At 73.1% G+C, this 14734-nt stretch carries 17 protein-coding genes; 9 read left to right on the top strand and 8 right to left on the bottom strand.

What is annotated here, in order from left to right; translation table 11 throughout:
- Nucleotides 1–92 precede the first annotated feature (92 nt).
- The 4 genes from VIU94_RS05015 to VIU94_RS05000 all read right to left on the bottom strand — a co-directional run bounded on the left by VIU94_RS05015 (nt 93) and on the right by VIU94_RS05000 (nt 3131).
- The gene (locus VIU94_RS05015) at nt 93–329 is read right to left on the bottom strand and encodes a DUF2630 family protein (protein ID WP_331907963.1); all 237 of its coding nucleotides are present in this window, start codon (nt 327–329) and stop codon (nt 93–95) included.
- Nucleotides 330–355: 26 nt separating this feature from the next.
- Nucleotides 356–1339: an endonuclease/exonuclease/phosphatase family protein gene (locus VIU94_RS05010; RefSeq protein ID WP_331907943.1), complete on the bottom strand. Its 984-nt coding sequence runs from the start codon at nt 1337–1339 to the stop codon at nt 356–358.
- Nucleotides 1340–1349: 10 nt separating this feature from the next.
- A complete protein-coding gene (locus tag VIU94_RS05005) occupies nt 1350–1832 on the bottom strand; it encodes a DUF7144 family membrane protein (protein WP_331907941.1) in 483 nt (160 codons plus the stop codon).
- 108 nt (nt 1833–1940) lie between these two features.
- Nucleotides 1941–3131 (bottom strand): hypothetical protein, encoded by a 1191-nt coding sequence (locus VIU94_RS05000; RefSeq protein ID WP_331907939.1) that lies wholly within the window; start codon nt 3129–3131, stop codon nt 1941–1943.
- Nucleotides 3132–3345: 214 nt separating this feature from the next.
- On the opposite strand from VIU94_RS05000, the gene VIU94_RS04995 reads away from it, so the two are divergent.
- From VIU94_RS04995 to VIU94_RS04970, 6 genes are all read left to right on the top strand, one after another.
- Nucleotides 3346–3819, top strand: coding sequence for an RrF2 family transcriptional regulator (locus tag VIU94_RS04995; RefSeq protein ID WP_331907937.1), 474 nt, complete (start codon nt 3346–3348; stop codon nt 3817–3819).
- A 39-nt stretch (nt 3820–3858) separates the two neighbouring features.
- Nucleotides 3859–4080, top strand: coding sequence for a hypothetical protein (locus VIU94_RS04990; RefSeq protein ID WP_414720888.1), 222 nt, complete (start codon nt 3859–3861; stop codon nt 4078–4080).
- Nucleotides 4077–4502 (top strand): RidA family protein, encoded by a 426-nt coding sequence (locus VIU94_RS04985; protein WP_331907935.1) that lies wholly within the window; start codon nt 4077–4079, stop codon nt 4500–4502. The genes VIU94_RS04990 and VIU94_RS04985 overlap by 4 nt, the downstream gene beginning before the upstream one ends.
- Before the next feature lie 81 nt (nt 4503–4583).
- Complete coding sequence (locus VIU94_RS04980) at nt 4584–5006, top strand: hypothetical protein (protein ID WP_331907933.1); 423 nt, start codon at nt 4584–4586, stop codon at nt 5004–5006.
- Nucleotides 5007–5105: 99 nt separating this feature from the next.
- Complete coding sequence (locus tag VIU94_RS04975; protein WP_331907931.1) at nt 5106–6083, top strand: efflux ABC transporter ATPase subunit, DrrA-related; 978 nt, start codon at nt 5106–5108, stop codon at nt 6081–6083.
- Complete coding sequence (locus VIU94_RS04970) at nt 6080–6937, top strand: ABC transporter permease (protein ID WP_331907929.1); 858 nt, start codon at nt 6080–6082, stop codon at nt 6935–6937. Before VIU94_RS04975 ends, VIU94_RS04970 begins: the two co-directional genes overlap by 4 nt.
- A 118-nt stretch (nt 6938–7055) precedes the next feature.
- Here VIU94_RS04970 and VIU94_RS04965 read toward each other — a convergent pair whose 3' ends face one another.
- On the bottom strand, nt 7056–7679 hold the full coding sequence (locus VIU94_RS04965) for an FMN reductase (protein WP_331907927.1): 624 nt from the start codon (nt 7677–7679) through the stop codon (nt 7056–7058).
- Nucleotides 7680–7758: 79 nt separating this feature from the next.
- Nucleotides 7759–8886, bottom strand: coding sequence for an LLM class flavin-dependent oxidoreductase (locus VIU94_RS04960; protein ID WP_331907925.1), 1128 nt, complete (start codon nt 8884–8886; stop codon nt 7759–7761).
- A 153-nt stretch (nt 8887–9039) separates the two neighbouring features.
- Between VIU94_RS04960 and cbiE the strand changes: the two genes are divergently transcribed.
- Both cbiE and cobM read left to right on the top strand, forming a co-directional pair.
- Complete coding sequence (gene cbiE / locus VIU94_RS04955) at nt 9040–10278, top strand: precorrin-6y C5,15-methyltransferase (decarboxylating) subunit CbiE (protein ID WP_331907923.1); 1239 nt, start codon at nt 9040–9042, stop codon at nt 10276–10278.
- Nucleotides 10275–11024: a precorrin-4 C(11)-methyltransferase gene (cobM, locus tag VIU94_RS04950; protein WP_331907921.1), complete on the top strand. Its 750-nt coding sequence runs from the start codon at nt 10275–10277 to the stop codon at nt 11022–11024. Before cbiE ends, cobM begins: the two co-directional genes overlap by 4 nt.
- 18 nt (nt 11025–11042) lie before the next feature.
- Here the strand turns inward: cobM and VIU94_RS04945 are convergent, their stop codons facing one another.
- Entirely contained in the window at nt 11043–12161 is a 1119-nt protein-coding gene (locus tag VIU94_RS04945; RefSeq protein WP_331907919.1) for a cobalt-precorrin-5B (C(1))-methyltransferase, read from the bottom strand.
- A 12-nt stretch (nt 12162–12173) separates the two neighbouring features.
- Between VIU94_RS04945 and VIU94_RS04940 the strand changes: the two genes are divergently transcribed.
- Entirely contained in the window at nt 12174–12902 is a 729-nt protein-coding gene (locus VIU94_RS04940) for a cobalt-precorrin-6A reductase (protein ID WP_331907917.1), read from the top strand.
- Nucleotides 12903–12920: 18 nt separating this feature from the next.
- On the opposite strand, the gene VIU94_RS04935 is transcribed toward VIU94_RS04940, so the two are convergent.
- Nucleotides 12921–14734, bottom strand: a 1814-nt coding sequence (locus VIU94_RS04935; RefSeq protein WP_331907915.1) for a fibronectin type III domain-containing protein, incomplete at its 5' end; no start/stop codon positions are given.

The raw sequence follows: 14734 nt of genomic DNA, 5'->3' as shown, positions 1-14734 counted from the left end.
ACCCTAGGCCGCGGCGACGGCCGGGGGCGGGCGGCGGGTTCGGTGCGGGCACCGGCATCGGTGCAGGCTGCGGCTGCGGTGCGGGCGGCCGGTCAGCTGCGGTAGCTCTCCACCTCCGCGGCCGGGCGGACCGCCGCCGTGTCGGGGTCGTCCCCGAATTCGGTCTTGGCCCGGCGCTGCCGCAACAGGTCCCAGGCCTGGTCCAGTTGCACCTCCAGCTCCGCGAGCCGGGCCAGCTCCTCCGGGAGGAGCCCGCCGGTCCGCTGCCGCAGGGCCCGTTCCTCTTCGACGAGCGCTCCGATGTTCACCAGGATCTGCTCGTTGCTCATGGGGCTCATGCCATAAGCGTGACAAATCAACCGTCCGCGTGCAGGTCGAGATCGGCGAGCACCGCCCGGTGGTCGCTGCCCCGCAGGTCGAGGAAGCGGGTCCCGCGCGCGGAGAAACCCGCGCCCACCAGCACGTGGTCGATCTGCGTGTACGTCGGGACGGCCCCCTCGCGCGGCCAGGTCGGGGTCCGCGCGGCCCCGGTGAGGCGGGCCGCGTCGTGCAGCCCCGTGTCGAGGACGTCCCGCAGGGCCGCGTGGTCCTGCGAGGCGTTGAAGTCACCGGCCAGCAGCACCGGCCCGGCGGGCGCCGCCCCTGCGGCCCAGGCCCGCAGCCGGCCCAGCTCCGTCCCCCACGCGTCCACCTGTCCTGGCAGCGGCGGCAGCGGGTGCGCGAGCCGGAGCCGTACGTCCCGGCCGCCGATCCGCGCCGTCGCGCCGGGCATCCCCATCGCGGCGGGCAGCGGGGCCTCGGCGGTCAGCGGGTAGGCGCTGAGGATCGCCGAGCCGGTGGAGCCCGCGCCGTCGACGGTCACCCGGTACGGCAGCCGGTCGCGCAGCCCGTCGGCGAGGGTCCGTACGCACGCCGGATCGCACTCGGAGACGAAGAGCAGCTGCGGCTGCTCGACGCGCGCCGCCGCCAGCAACCGGCCGGTCGCCTCGCCGAATTCGACGTTCGAGGCGAGCACCCGCACCCGCGCGAGGACCGGCCCGTTCGCCCCCGTGGAGTCGGGTCCGTACGGCTGGACGAACCAGAGCGTGACCGCGAGCACCGCGGCGGTGATCCCGACGAGGACCCGGCGGCGCGCGGCCAGCGCGAGCAGCAGCGCGAGCACGGCCGGGACGGTGAGCCACGGCAGCGCGGACAGCAGCTGCGGCACGGGCGTGACGCCGTCGACGCCGAGGAGCCTGCAGCCGCCCACCACGGCCGGGACGACGACGAGGAGCCCGGCGGCCCAGGCGGCGAGCGGCCGCGCGCCTGTGGGCGGTGCGGTGACGGGGTCGGGGTGCACCCGGCCAGTGTCACATCGCGGGGGTCCCGGGGGTTCCGGACGGCCCCGAGGTCCCGGAGGTTCCGGGAGTCTCGAAGGCGTCCTTTCCGTACGACTTGTCGTGCGCCAGCGCCCAGATCACGAAGACCGAGACCGCCATCGAGAACAGCGCCCACCAGGGCTGGTACGGCACGAACAGGAACTGGGCCACGATGTTGAGCGCGGCCAGCGTGATGCCGGCGACGCGTCCCCAGTAGAGGCCCTTGAGGATGCCGTAGCCCGTGATCGCCACCACGACGCCCAGGATCAGGTGGATAAAGCCCCAGGTGGTGAGGTTGAACTCGTAGACGTAGTCGCCGACCCGGGTGTAGACGTCGTCCTCGGCGATGGCGGCGATGCCCTGGAAGACGTCCATGATGCCGACGATCATCATCAGCGTGCCGGCGAAGAGCGTGCCTCCGGCCGCCCACTCGCCTGTGGTGTCCGTCTCGGGAGGTGCGGTGTCCTGGCTCATGACCTCATCGTCCGGTCGTCGGCCCCCGACGGAACGTCGTACGCGGCCGAACGGGTGAGGCCCCGTCACCGGGGGACGGTGACGGGGCCTCGGAGCCTTCGGCGGGCGTCAGCGCGCGCCGTTGCGGCGGAAGAGCGCGAGCGCGACACCGGCGGCGCCGGCGGCGACCAGCGCGGCGCCGCCCGCGAACAGCAGCCTGTCGTCGCCGCTCTGCGGCAGCTCCGCGCCGGCGGCGACGCCGCCCTTGGGCACGACGGTGGTCTGCGCGCCGGTCTGCACGACGGTCTGCTTCGCGGTGGAGGCGGGCTTGGCGGCCGGCTTCGTCGGCTCGGCGGACGGCTTGGCGTCGCACTTCGGGGCCGCGGGGAACGTGAGGGTCGACCACGGGATCGGGCCGCCGAACGACCGCATCTGGAAGGACGGGACGGACGGGGCCGGGTCGAGCAGGCCCTTGATGCGCGCGCCGCCGTAGAACGCGGTGTCGTGCTTCTTGTCCAGCGTCGCGAGGACCTTGCCGCCGCGCGAGACCTCGGCGACCGTGCCCTTCGGGCCGTTCGTCAGCTTGACGTCCATGCCCGCGACGAAGGCGGGGGCGGTGCGGGTCGCGGTGCAGCCGTCGACGCGGTCGGACCAGTCGCCGTCCTTGGCCTCGTTGCGGTACGAGGCGAGCTTGCCCTTCGTGTCCAGCGTGACCCAGTCGGTGGAGAACTGCATGCCCTTGCCCGCGCCGTCGACCTTCAGCTCCGCGGTGATCGTGTTGCGCTGGTCGTGCAGCACGGCCACGTACTTCGCGGGGCCCTGCTTGTACAGGGCGGCCCAACCGCCGCTGCGGAGGCTGCGGTTGCCGAGGTACTCGCCGGCCGGGACGACCGGGCCCTGGCCGTTGACCGGCAGCGGGTAGCTCTTCGTGCCGTCCGGGCCGGTGACCTTCAGGACCGGGGCGTGCTCCTCGATGCCGGTGAGCTTCAGCTCCAGGCCGTCGAGAACCTCGGCGGCGTTCTTCGTGTCGAGGACGGTGAGGACGCGGCCCATGTACGAGTCGCCCGGCTTCCAGTTCTCGCCGACGGCGCGGATCCAGGCCTCGGGGCCGTAGGCGGCGTCGTTGCGCAGCACGGCGACCTTGCCCTTGGCGATGAGGACCGGCTTGCCCTCGTACCGGTGGTTCTCGTCGGAGGCGGCGTTGCTCGCGGCCGGGTGCGTGACCGGGGCGGCGAACGCGGCGCCGGCGGTGGCGAGCGGGGTGAGGGCGGCGGCGGAGAGGGCCGCGGCGGCGATGGCGGTGCGAAGGGCGGTGCGCATAACGACTCCTGTGTGATGACAGGTGGACGGAGGAAGAGCCGCATGCCGCTGACGTCTCGTTCGAGTGGGGCCGTTGAGTTCTGGCTGGCTGCTGAGACGAATTTATGGATCTTGTGTGGGGGACGTGTCCGTTCCATGTCACGAGCGCGTGACACACGCGTGCGACAACGCTTGCGGTCATGATCCTGGATGTCTAGTATCCAGAATCATGAGGATGAGCGAAGGCGTCGAGTGGGCGCTGCACAGCTGTCTCAACCTGGCCTGGATCGGGTCGGAGCGAGCGGTGACCGCGGCGCGGCTCGCGGCGTACCACGAGCTGCCCGCGGCGTACCTCAACAAGCAGCTCCAGGCCCTCTCCCGGGCCGGGATCGTGGGCTCGGTCTCCGGCCCGAAGGGCGGCTTCCGGCTGGCCCGGCCGCTCGACCGGATCACCCTGATGGACGTCGTCGCGGCGATCGAAGGCCCTGATGAGGCCTTCCGCTGCACCGAGATCCGGCAGCAGGGCCCCGGCGCGGGCCCGGCGGAGGGGTATGCGGCGGAGTGTGCGATCGCGGGCGCGATGGGCCGCGCGGAGCTGGCCTGGCGGCGCGAGCTGGCCTCGCGGACGCTGGAGAGCCTGCGCGAGGAGGCGGAGCGGCAGGCGCCGGCGGCGCCGGACCGGATCCGCCGGTGGTTCGAGAACAACTGACGGCGCCTCTTGCGAGGCGCTCTTGGGGGGAGATTCTGGATGTCAAATATCCAGGAATTAGCGCAACGGCGGGACCGGCGGCAGGTCTCGGGGTGGGCCGGCATCGGCGCGGTCACGCTCGGGATCTTCTGCGTGTTGACCGCCGAACTGCTGCCGGTGGGCCTGCTCACACCGGTCGGCGCGGCGCTCGTCGCCGCCGCCGGGCTCAGCCTGGCCGCCGTCCCGGCGGCCGTACGCACCGGAAGGAAGCACCACTCATGAGCGACAGCACCGCCGACCAGCGCACCATCACCAACCCGCCCACGCTGCACGACCCGTCGCCCTTCGGCTACAGCCACGCCGCCTCCGCGCCCGGCGAACTCGTCTTCATCGGCGGCCAGTACGCCTCCGACGCGGAGACCGGCGCGCCCGTGCCCGGTGACTTCGCCGCGCAGGTCGAGCTGTCCTTCACGAACCTGCGCCGCGCCCTCGAGGGCGTGGGGCTCGGCTTCGAGCACGTGGTCAGGCTCGGCTCGTACATCGTCGATCACGACCTCGCGAAGCTGGAGGCGCTGGGCAAGGCGCTGCACGCCGCCTTCGGCGACCGGCTGCCCGCGCAGACGCTCAGCGGGGTCGCCGCGCTGGCGCTGCCGGGGATGCTCTTCGAGATCGACGCCGTGGCCGTGCGCCCGGCCGCCGGCTGATCCAGTTGCGGGGGCAGGGGCTCCGGGTGTGCCCTGGAGGGTGAGGTTCCCGAGGGGGCGAGCAGTGAAGGAGCTCCTGCCATGGCCGCACACGCAGCGGTGCCGACGCGGCACCACGCACGGCACTACGAGGGTGCGACGCAAGGCTGGGGCCTGCCGGCCACGCTGGGCGTCGCCTACGGCCTCTACACGTCGGCCGTGGCGCGCTCGGGCGGCGGGTGGTCCTGGGGCCAGCTCTGGCTCGGCCTGATCTCCGGGGTGGTCCTCATGGGCGCGGTCTACGGCCTGCGCACCTTCGGGTCCGCCCTCCCCCGCGAACTGCGCGCGGCGGCGTGGGGAACGCTGACGGGCGGCGCGATCGGCTTCCTGTTCAGCCTGTCCGGCACGAGCGTCCTGTCCTCGTCGGTCCTCGGGCTGCTGATCGCCTTGGCCACGGCCGTGGGCACGTTCTACGCCTTCTACGTGCACGAGGACGCCCGGGGCCGCCCGCTGAACCCGAGCTGACCTGGGCGGGGGCGCGCGGGTCGCGGTTCTCTGGCGGCCGCGTTCCGGCCGGTGGAGACTGGGAAGAGCGGCCCGAACGCCCCGGCCCGGAGGAAGCGCATGTCCGAGCTCGCCATCGAGACCGACGGACTGGTCAAGGTCTTCGGCACGAACCGCGCCGTGGACGGCGTCGACCTCCGTGTCCCGGCGGGCTCGGTGTACGGGGTGCTCGGCCCGAACGGGGCCGGGAAGACCACCGCCGTGAAGATGCTCGCGACCCTGCTCCGCCCCGACGGCGGCTCCGCCCGGGTCTTCGGCAGGGACGTGGTCCGGGAGGCCGACGCCGTGCGCGGCCGGGTCGGCTTCATCGGCCAGTACGCCTCCGTCGACGCGGACCTCACCGGCGCCGAGAACCTCGTCCTGCTCGGCCGGCTGCTCGGCCTCAGCCGCAAGGGGGCCCGCAGGCGCGGCGCGCAGCTGCTCGCCGCGTTCGGGCTCGCCGGGGCGGCGGACCGGCAGGTCAAGCACTACTCGGGCGGGATGCGGCGCCGCATCGACATCGCCGCCTCCCTGCTCAACGTCCCCGACCTGCTGTTCCTGGACGAGCCGACCACGGGCCTCGACCCGCGCAGCCGCAACCAGGTCTGGGACATCGTGCGGACGGTGGTCGCCCAGGGCACGACCGTCCTGCTCACCACGCAGTACCTGGACGAGGCCGACCGTCTGGCGTCCCGGATCGCCGTCATCGACCACGGGAAGGTGATCGCGGAGGGGACGAAGGGCGAGCTGAAGGCGTCCGTGGGCTCCGGTTCGGTGCATGTACGGCTCCGGGACCCGGGGCGGCGCCCGGAGGCGGAACGGCTCCTGGCGACCCAACTGCGGGCCTCCGTGCAGCTCGACCCGGACCCGGTCGCGCTGACCGCGACCGTGGACGGGCACGGGACGGATCTGGGCGCGGCCGAACAGGCCGCGCGGGCGCTCGCCGAGCTCGCCCGCGCCGGGATCACCGTCGACGACTTCGCGCTCGGCCAGCCCAGCCTCGACGAGGTCTTCCTGGCGCTCACGGACGGCGCCGACGAGAAGGGGACGCCGGCATGACCACCGTCACCACCGACAAGGACACGTCGGCCCTGGACTTCGTCGCGCCCAAGGCGGACGAACTGGCCGCGCTGCTCGTCGGCCACGAGCGCCCGCCGCGCCCCAGTGCGCTGTCGGCGTCGCTCACGTTCGGCCGGCGGGCCCTGCTGAAGATCAAGCACGTGCCGGAGCAGCTGTTCGACGTGACGCTGTTCCCGATCATGATGGTGCTGATGTACACGTACCTCTTCGGGGGCGCGCTGGCCGGCTCGGTCTCGGAGTACATCCAGTACCTGCTGCCGGGGATCCTGGTGATGAGCGTCGTGATGATCACGATGTACACCGGGGTGTCGGTGAACACGGACATCGAGAAGGGCGTCTTCGACCGCTTCCGCACCCTGCCGATCTGGCGGCCCGCGCCGATGGTCGGCTATCTCCTCGGCGACGTCGTCCGCTACCTGATCGCCTCGGCGGTGATGCTCGGCGTCGGCCTGCTCATCGGCTACCGCCCGGACGGCGGGGTCGTGGGCGTGCTGCTCGGGGTGGCGCTGCTCATGGTGTTCGCGTTCGGCTTCTCGTGGATCTGGACGATGTTCGGCCTGCTGCTGCGCAGCGAGAAGTCGGTCATGGGCGTCTCGATGATGGTGATCTTCCCGCTGGCCTTCCTCTCCAACGTCTTCGTCGACCCCAGCACCATGCCCGGCTGGCTCCAGGCCTTCGTGAACCACAACCCGGTCAGCCACGTCGTGACGGCCGTCCGCGACCTGATGGCGGGCGACTGGCCGGCGGCGGAGATCGCCTGGTCGCTGGGCTGGTCGGCGCTGTTCGCGGCGGTCTTCGGCGCGGTCACGATGCGGATCTACAACCGGAAGTAGCGAGTGCGGACCTACAACCGGAGGTAGCGAACCGGAGGTAGCGAACCGGACGTAGCGAACCGGACGTGCGCCGGAACGCACCGGGGCCCCGCCCCGGTGCGTTCCGCGTTCTGTCGTCTCAGTCGAACCGCAGGTCCGCCAGCTGCTGTTCGAAGGGGACGACCTCGTCGGTGTCCGTCGTGCGCGGCGGGCGGGCGGCGACAGCGGCCGCGAGGTCCGTGCCGGCGCGGGTGATGCGGGACGGGAGGCCGTCGGTGTACTCGTCGCCGCCCGAGCCCCAGTCCTCCGAGGCCGCGTAGACGGCCGTCGGGACGACCTGGGCGCGCAGGTACGCGAAGAGCGGGCGCAGGGCGTGGTCGAGGACCAGGGAGTGGCGGGCGGTGCCGCCGGTCGCGGCGACCAGGACCGGCACGCCGGTGAGGGCCGCCGGGTCGATCAGGTCGAAGAACGACTTGAACAGGCCGCTGTACGAGGCGGTGAAGACCGGCGTCACCGCCACGAGACCGTCAGCGCCCGTCACCGCGTCGATCGCCGCCTCCAGCTTCTGCGAGGGGAAGCCGGTGACGAAGTTGTTCGCGATGTCGACGGCGAGGTCGCGCAGTTCGACGACCTCGACGTCGACCGCGTACTCCTGCTCGGCCAGCTTGTACCGGGCCGCCTGGAGCAGGCGGTCGGCGAGCAGCCGGGTCGAGGACGGCGAGCTGAGGCCCGCGGACACGGCGACGAGCTTCAGGGTCTGCATGGTGACTCAAGCCTCCTGGGGCTGGGGCTGGGGCTGGGGCTGGGGCGGGGCTGGGGGACTTCTGGGCCGGCTTCCGGGGTTACCGCGCCGACTGCAGGGACTTCTCCGCGGACTCCTGTACCGACTCCCTTGCCGCCCTGGTCAGTTCCACCGCCGGGTGCAGCGGGGCCGTCGTCGGGACGTCCGCGGGGCGCAGGTTCTCGAACTCCTTGCGGAGCACCGGGACGACCTCCTCGCCGAGGATGTCGAGCTGCTCCAGGACGGTCTTCAGCGGCAGCCCGGCGTGGTCCACCAGGAACAGCTGGCGCTGGTAGTCGCCGACGTACTCGCGGAAGGACAGCGTGCGCTCGATGACCTCCTGCGGGGAGCCGACCGTCAGCGGCGTCTGCCGGCTGAACTCCTCCAGGGACGGGCCGTGCCCGTAGACCGGCGCGTTGTCGAAGTACGGGCGGAACTCCCGTACCGCGTCCTGCGAGTTCTTACCGATGAAGACCTGGCCGCCGAGGCCCACGATCGCCTGCTCCGGGGTGCCGTGGCCGTAGTGCGCGTACCTCTGGCGGTAGAGCCGGACCATCTTCTCGGTGTGCTGCTTGGGCCAGAAGATGTGGTTCGCGAAGAAGCCGTCGCCGTAGTACGCGGCCTGCTCGGCGATCTCCGGCGAGCGGATGGAGCCGTGCCAGACGAACGGCGGGACGCCGTCCAGCGGGCGCGGGGTGGACGTGAAGCCCTGGAGCGCGCTGCGGAACTTGCCCTCCCAGTCGACCACGTCCTCCCTCCACAGCCTGTGGAGGAGCGCGTAGTTCTCGATGGCGAGCGGGATGCCCTGGCGGATGTCCTGCCCGAACCACGGGTAGACCGGGCCGGTGTTGCCGCGGCCCATCATCAGGTCGACGCGCCCGTCCGCGAGGTGCTGGAGGGTGGCGTAGTCCTCGGCGATCTTCACCGGGTCGTTGGTGGTGATCAGCGTCGTGGACGTGGACAGGATGAGGTTCTCGGTGCGGGCCGCGATGTGGCCGAGCAGCGTCGTCGGGGAGGACGGCACGAACGGCGGGTTGTGGTGCTCGCCGGTCGCGAAGACGTCCAGTCCGACCTCCTCCGCCTTCAGCGCGATGGCGACGGTGTCCTTGATGCGCTCGTGCTCGGTGGGGGTGCGGCCGGCAGTGGGGTCGGTCGTCACGTCGCCGACGGTGAAGATGCCGAACTGCATCGTGGTCACCTCTCGCCTCTCGGGGTTCGTACACAGTAGTTGAAAGTTGAACTGACTCGCTCAACGGTACGCCCGTGCGGGCTATTCCCGGGGCGCCACGGGGTGACCCGGCTCACCCCGGAGGTCATGTTCCGGTCACGTAGAGTTCCGGGCGTGAGCTTCGTACCCCCGCCCCCGGTCTCGGTCGTCGGCATCGGCGCGGACGGCTGGGACGGGCTCCCCGAGGCCTCGCGCCGCGTCCTGCGCGCCGCCGAGGTCCTGATCGGCGGCCCCCGCCAGCTCGACCTGCTGCCCGCCGCCGACTGCCCCGGCGAGCGCGTCGGCTGGCCTTCGCCCCTCCGCCCCGCCGTCCCCGGCCTGCTCGCCGCCCACGAAGGACGCCGGATCGCGGTCCTCGCCAGCGGCGACCCGATGTTCTACGGCATCGGCCGCACGCTCACCGAGCTCGCCGGCCCCGACCGGCTCCACGTCCTGCCGCACCCCTCCTCCGTCTCGTACGCGTGCGCCCGCCTCGGCTGGCCCCTGGAGGCCGTGGAGACCGTCTCCCTCGTGGCCCGCCCGCTCGCCTCCCTCACCGCCGCGCTGCACCACGGCCGCCGCCTGCTCGTCCTCAGCGAGGGCGCCGGCACCCCCGCCGAGGTCGCCGGGCTGCTGAGCGACAAGGGGTACGGGGACAGCCGCCTGCGCGTCCTGGAGCAGCTCGGCTCCGACGCCGAGCGGGTCCTCGACGGCGCCGCCGCCGCCTGGGACCACGCCCCCGGCGCCGCGCTCAACGTCCTCGCGATCGACTGCGTGCGCGCGCCCGACGCCCCGCGCCTCGGCGCCGTCCCCGGCCTGCCGGACGAGGCGTACGAGCACGACGGGCAGCTCACCAAGCGGTATGTGCGCGCCGCGACCCTCGCCGCGCTCGCCCCCGCCCCCGGCGAAACGCTCTGGGACGTCGGCGGCGGCTCCGGCTCGATCGGCATCGAGTGGATGCGGACCGACCGCTCCTGCCGGGCCGTCGCCGTGGAGAAGCACCCCGAGCGCGCCGCCCGCATCGCCCGCAACGCCGCCGCCCTCGGCGTCCCGGGCCTTCAGATCGTCACCGGCCCCGCCCCCGAGGCGCTGGCCGGGCTGCCGGCCCCGGACGCGGTGTTCATCGGCGGCGGGCTCACCGCCCCCGGCCTGCTCGACGCCTGCTGGGCGGCGCTGCCGGCCGGCGGCCGGCTGGTCGCGAACACCGTGACGCTGGAGTCCGAGGCGCTGCTGGCGGACCGGTACCGCCGGCACGGCGGCGAGCTGGTCCGGCTCGCGGTCGCCCAGGCCGTCCCGGTGGGCGGCTTCACCGGCTGGCGCCAGGCGATGCCGGTCACCCAGTGGTCCGTCACGAAACCAGGAGTCCGAGCATGACCGTCTACTTCATCGGCGCCGGCCCCGGCGCGGCCGACCTGATCACCGTGCGCGGCGCGCGCACGCTCGCGTCCTGCGGGGTCTGCCTGTACGCGGGCTCGCTCGTCCCGCGCGAGCTGCTGGCCGAGTGCCCGCCGGACGCGCGGCTCATCGACACCGCGAACCTGGACCTGGACCGGATCGTCGCCGAGATCGTCCGCGCCCACGAGGAGGGTCACGACGTGGCCCGGCTGCACTCCGGCGACCCGTCCGTCTTCAGCGCGGTCGCCGAGCAGATGCGGCGGCTCGACGCGGCGGGGATCCCGTACGAGGTCGTGCCCGGCGTCCCCGCGTTCGCCGCGGCCGCCGCCGCGCTCAAGCGGGAGCTCACCGTCCCGACCGTCGGCCAGACCGTCATCCTGACCCGCATCGCCCAGCAGGCCACCCCCATGCCCGAGGGCGAGGACCTCGCCACCCTCGGCCGCAGCGGCGCGCTCCTGGTGCTCCACCTGGCCGCCCGCTATGTCGACCGCGTCGTCGCCGAACTGCTGCCGCACTACGGCCCCGAGTGCCCGGCCGCGGTCGTGGCGATGGCCAGCCGCCCCGACGAGCTGATCCTGCGCGGCACCCTCGACGACATCGCGTCCCAGGTGAAGGACGCCGGCGTCACCAAGACCGCGGTCATCCTCGTCGGCCGCACCCTGGCCGCCTCCCAGTTCCGCGACAGCCACCTGTACGACCCGGCCCGCGAGCGGCACGTCTGCTGACGGGGCGGACAGGCGGCGCTACGGCCCCTTCGGGGCCGAGCGCCCCACCACCGTGCCCGCGCGGTCGATGCAGATCACGTCGACCGCGACCGGGGCGCCGCGCAGGACCGCCAGGGCCTCGTCGCGGGCGCGGGCGGCGACCGCGTCGCCGAGGGGGACGCCGGCCGCCTCGCACAGGCGGAGCGCCGCGAGGCCGGTGTTGGCGGCGGTGATCTCCTCGGCCAGGGCCTCGGACGCGCCCGCCGCCCGCGCCAGGTCCGCGAGGAAGGGCTTGTCGACCTGGGAGCGGGCCGAATGCAGGTCCAGGTGCCCGGCGGCCAGCTTGGACAGCTTCGCGAAGCCCCCGCACAGCGTGAGCCGGTCCACCGGGTGCCGCCGGATGTACTTGAGGACCGCGCCCGCGAAGTCGCCCATGTCGAGCAGGGCGAGCTCGGGGAGCTCGTACACCTCCGTCACGGTCCGCTCGGACGTCGAGCCCGTGCAGCCCGCGACATGCGTGAGGTGCGCGGCCCGGGCCACGTCCACGCCCCGCCGGATGGAGTCGATCCACGCCGAGCAGGAGTACGGCACGACGATCCCGGTCGTGCCCAGGATGGAAAGGCCGCCCAGGATCCCGATCCGCGGGTTCCACGTGGAGCGGGCCAGCTCCTCCCCGTGATCGACGGAGAGCGTGATCTCCACGTCGCCCGTGCCGCCGTGCGCCGCGGCGACCCGCGCCACGTGGTCGCGCATCATCTGCCGCGGCACCGGGTTGATCGCCGGCTCGCCGACCTCCAGCGGCAGCCCCGGCAGGGTCACCGTCCCGACGCCGGACCCGGCCCGGAACACCACCCCGGACCCGGCCGGCAGCAGCCGTACCGTCGAGCGGACCAGCGCCCCGTGCGTCACGTCCGGGTCGTCGCCCGCGTCCTTGACGATCCCCGCCATGGCCCGGCCGCCGCCCAGCTTCTCCGCGGCGAGCGCGAACGACGGCGTCGGCCCCTTCGGCAGCGTGATCGTCACCGGGTCCGGGAAGTCGCCGGTGAGCAGCGCCGTGTACGCGGCGGTCGTCGCGGCCGTCGCACAGGCCCCGGTCGTCCAGCCGGGCCGCAGACCGGTGTGCTTGAGTTGGGCGTCGCGCCCGCCGCCTGCACTCATGAAAGGGCTCCCGTGCACGTTCTCATTCTCGGCGGGACCGCCGAAGCCCGCGCCCTCGCCGGGCTGCTCTGCCCCCACGCGCGGGTGACCAGCTCGCTCGCCGGGCGGGTGGCGAACCCGCGGCTGCCCGAGGGCGAGGTGCGGATCGGCGGGTTCGGCGGCCCGGACGGGCTCGCGCGGTGGATCGACGAGCACGGTGTGGACCGGGTCATCGACGCCACCCATCCCTTCGCCGAGCGGATCAGCTTCAACGCGGCCGCGGCGGCCGCCACCGCCCATGTTCCCCTGCTCGCCCTGCGCCGCCCCGGCTGGGTCCCGGTCGAGGGCGACGACTGGCGCGAGGCAGGCTCCCTCGAGGAGGCCGCGGCCGCGCTGGACGGGCTCGGGGAGAGGGTGTTCCTCACCACCGGGCGGATGGGGCTCTCGGTCTTCGCGGACTGCCCGCAGCAGTTCCTCGTACGGTCGGTGGACGCTCCCGAGCCCCCGATGCCGGCCCGCACCGAAGTCCTCCTGGACCGCGGCCCGTTCACTCTCCACGGCGAGCGCGAGCTGCTGCGGTCGCACCGCATCGAGGTCCTCGTCACGAAGGACAGCGGGGCCGCCGCGACCGCCCCGAAGCTCCAGGCGGCCCGCGAGGCCGGCATCCCGGTCGTCGTGGTCCGCCGCCCTCCCGCTCCCCAGGACGTGGAAACGGCCGCCTCCGTGGCGGAGGCGGCCGCTTGGGTCATGCGTCAGGACTAGACGCGTAAGTCCGAGTCGTCAGACGCGGTCCTGGACGACGGTGTACCAGTCGTACCAGCCCACCGCGATGCCGTCGGCCCGCATGGCCTCCAGGACGTAGAAGTACGTGTCACCCCTGGTCCCGGTGGCGTCGATGTAGCTGCGCGTCTCCGCGGGGAGCAGCCCGTCGTGCAGGGGCTCGTACGCCTGGGTCGCCTGGTTCCACCGGCTGACCCGGTAGCCGGTGATCGTGGCGCACGTCGCGGCGTCGTCGCACTTCCAGTTGACCGAGGGCCCGGGGCCGCCGATCAGCGTGTCGTGCGACGGGTCGCCGCCGCCGAGCGGCCAGTGGCGACCGGGCGTCCAGGACGGCCGGACGTCGAGCTCGGTGGCGTCCACGTGGGTGACGCCCGCGGCGCCAGGCAGCAGCGCGTTGCCCCAGCGGTCCTTGGCGACGACCGCGTACACGTAGGACTGGCCGTCCGGCAGGTCGCCGCAGAGGACGGCGAACGGGTCGCTCACGCCCTCATAGCACTGGGAGCTGACCCACGTGATCGTCTCGTCGTCCTGCCGGACGCCGGTCCAGACGGTGTACTTCTCGATGTCGTCCTCGGGCGAGGCGGCCCAGCTGACCAGCACGCCGTCCTTGCGCGGGGTGGCGGTCACGCCGGTGACCGGGCCGGGCGCGACGCGGTCGGCGGTGCGGACGGTGACCGGACCGGAGAACTCGGACTCGTTGCCGGCCATGTCGACCGCGGTGACCGCGTACGTGTAGGTCGCGCCCGGGGTCGTGCCGGTGTCCTGGCACAGGCCTTCGATCGGGTCGGAGCCCTGGACGTTGTACCTCGTGCAGGTCACGCGGGTGAGCTGGGTCTTGTCGAGCGTGGCGCCCGGCGAGCGCCAGATGCGGAAGTGCCCGTCGTTTTCGAGGTCCTGGAAGAACTCGCCCGGCATGTTCCAGTAGATGAAGTTGCCGTCCCGGGCGGCGTCCGACGTGATGTGCGTCGGGGCCTCCGGCGGGGTCCGGTCGACGCCGTCGCCGGACGCCGTGGCGGAGAACGCGCCCGCGTTGCCGGCCTCGTCGTACCCGCGGACCTGGTAGTACCGGTACTTCTTCACCGGCGCGGTCTTGTCCTCGTACATCGCCCCGCTGGTGGTGCCGAGCGGAGTGAACGGGCCGGTGGCCGTGTCGGACGAGTAGACCTCGAAGCGGACGGCGTCGGCGACCTCGTCCCAGCGCAGGGTGTTGATGTACGAGTCGCCCTGGACCGTGATCCCCGTCGGCGCCGCCGGACCCGTGCGGTCGGCGGAGACGGCGGTGACGTCGAGGCTTCCGGTGGATTCGAGACCGGCCTTGTCGACGGCGCGGATCTCGTAGAGGTAGGTCTGGCCGGTGGCCGGGGGTGCGTCGACGAAGGACGTGCCGGTGACCGGTGTCGTGCCGCTGACCCTGGCCCACGGGGCGGTGCCCAGCCGGCGGTACACGCGGTACCCGGCGAGGTCCATTTCCTTGTTGGCGGTCCAGCGCAGGGTGGTCTTGGCCGTCGCCCTGTCGTAGGCGGCCGTCAGGCCGGTGGGGTAGAGCGGCTTGACCGTGTCGACGGCCGCCTCGGTGCGCGGGGCGTAGGTGAACGCGGCGTAGGCGTAGCCGGTCCAGGCGACGTAGTCGACGCGGATGGTGTGCTTGCCGGCCGGGATGCTGAGGTCGACGGTCTTGCGGGCGGTGGCGGAGACGTTGCTCCACATGTCGATCTTGCGAACGCCGTCGACGTAGACGCGCATGCCGTCCTGCGTGGCCGCGTTGAGGCGGAAGGGGCCGCCGGAGCCGAAGTCCCGGGTGAGGGACCAGCGGA

It is taken from the genome of Streptomyces sp. (genome assembly GCF_036566765.1).
Taxonomy (GTDB): Bacteria; Actinomycetota; Actinomycetes; order Streptomycetales; family Streptomycetaceae; genus Streptomyces.
The sequence above is the reverse complement of the archived record's forward strand: the minus strand, read 5'-3'. Positions and strand labels throughout refer to the sequence as shown.

Coding starts and splice junctions, on each gene's coding strand:
- VIU94_RS04990 (WP_414720888.1), top strand. CDS start 3,859: ATGTCAAATATCCAGGAATTAGCGCAACGGCGGGACCGGCGGCAGGTC.
- VIU94_RS05000 (WP_331907939.1), bottom strand. CDS start 3,131: ATGCGCACCGCCCTTCGCACCGCCATCGCCGCCGCGGCCCTCTCCGCC.
- cobM (WP_331907921.1), top strand. CDS start 10,275: ATGACCGTCTACTTCATCGGCGCCGGCCCCGGCGCGGCCGACCTGATC.
- VIU94_RS05015 (WP_331907963.1), bottom strand. CDS start 329: ATGAGCAACGAGCAGATCCTGGTGAACATCGGAGCGCTCGTCGAAGAG.
- VIU94_RS04980 (WP_331907933.1), top strand. CDS start 4,584: ATGGCCGCACACGCAGCGGTGCCGACGCGGCACCACGCACGGCACTAC.
- VIU94_RS04945 (WP_331907919.1), bottom strand. CDS start 12,161: ATGAGTGCAGGCGGCGGGCGCGACGCCCAACTCAAGCACACCGGTCTG.
- VIU94_RS04960 (WP_331907925.1), bottom strand. CDS start 8,886: ATGCAGTTCGGCATCTTCACCGTCGGCGACGTGACGACCGACCCCACT.
- VIU94_RS04975 (WP_331907931.1), top strand. CDS start 5,106: ATGTCCGAGCTCGCCATCGAGACCGACGGACTGGTCAAGGTCTTCGGC.
- VIU94_RS04965 (WP_331907927.1), bottom strand. CDS start 7,679: ATGCAGACCCTGAAGCTCGTCGCCGTGTCCGCGGGCCTCAGCTCGCCG.
- VIU94_RS04985 (WP_331907935.1), top strand. CDS start 4,077: ATGAGCGACAGCACCGCCGACCAGCGCACCATCACCAACCCGCCCACG.
- VIU94_RS04995 (WP_331907937.1), top strand. CDS start 3,346: ATGAGCGAAGGCGTCGAGTGGGCGCTGCACAGCTGTCTCAACCTGGCC.
- VIU94_RS04970 (WP_331907929.1), top strand. CDS start 6,080: ATGACCACCGTCACCACCGACAAGGACACGTCGGCCCTGGACTTCGTC.
- VIU94_RS05005 (WP_331907941.1), bottom strand. CDS start 1,832: ATGAGCCAGGACACCGCACCTCCCGAGACGGACACCACAGGCGAGTGG.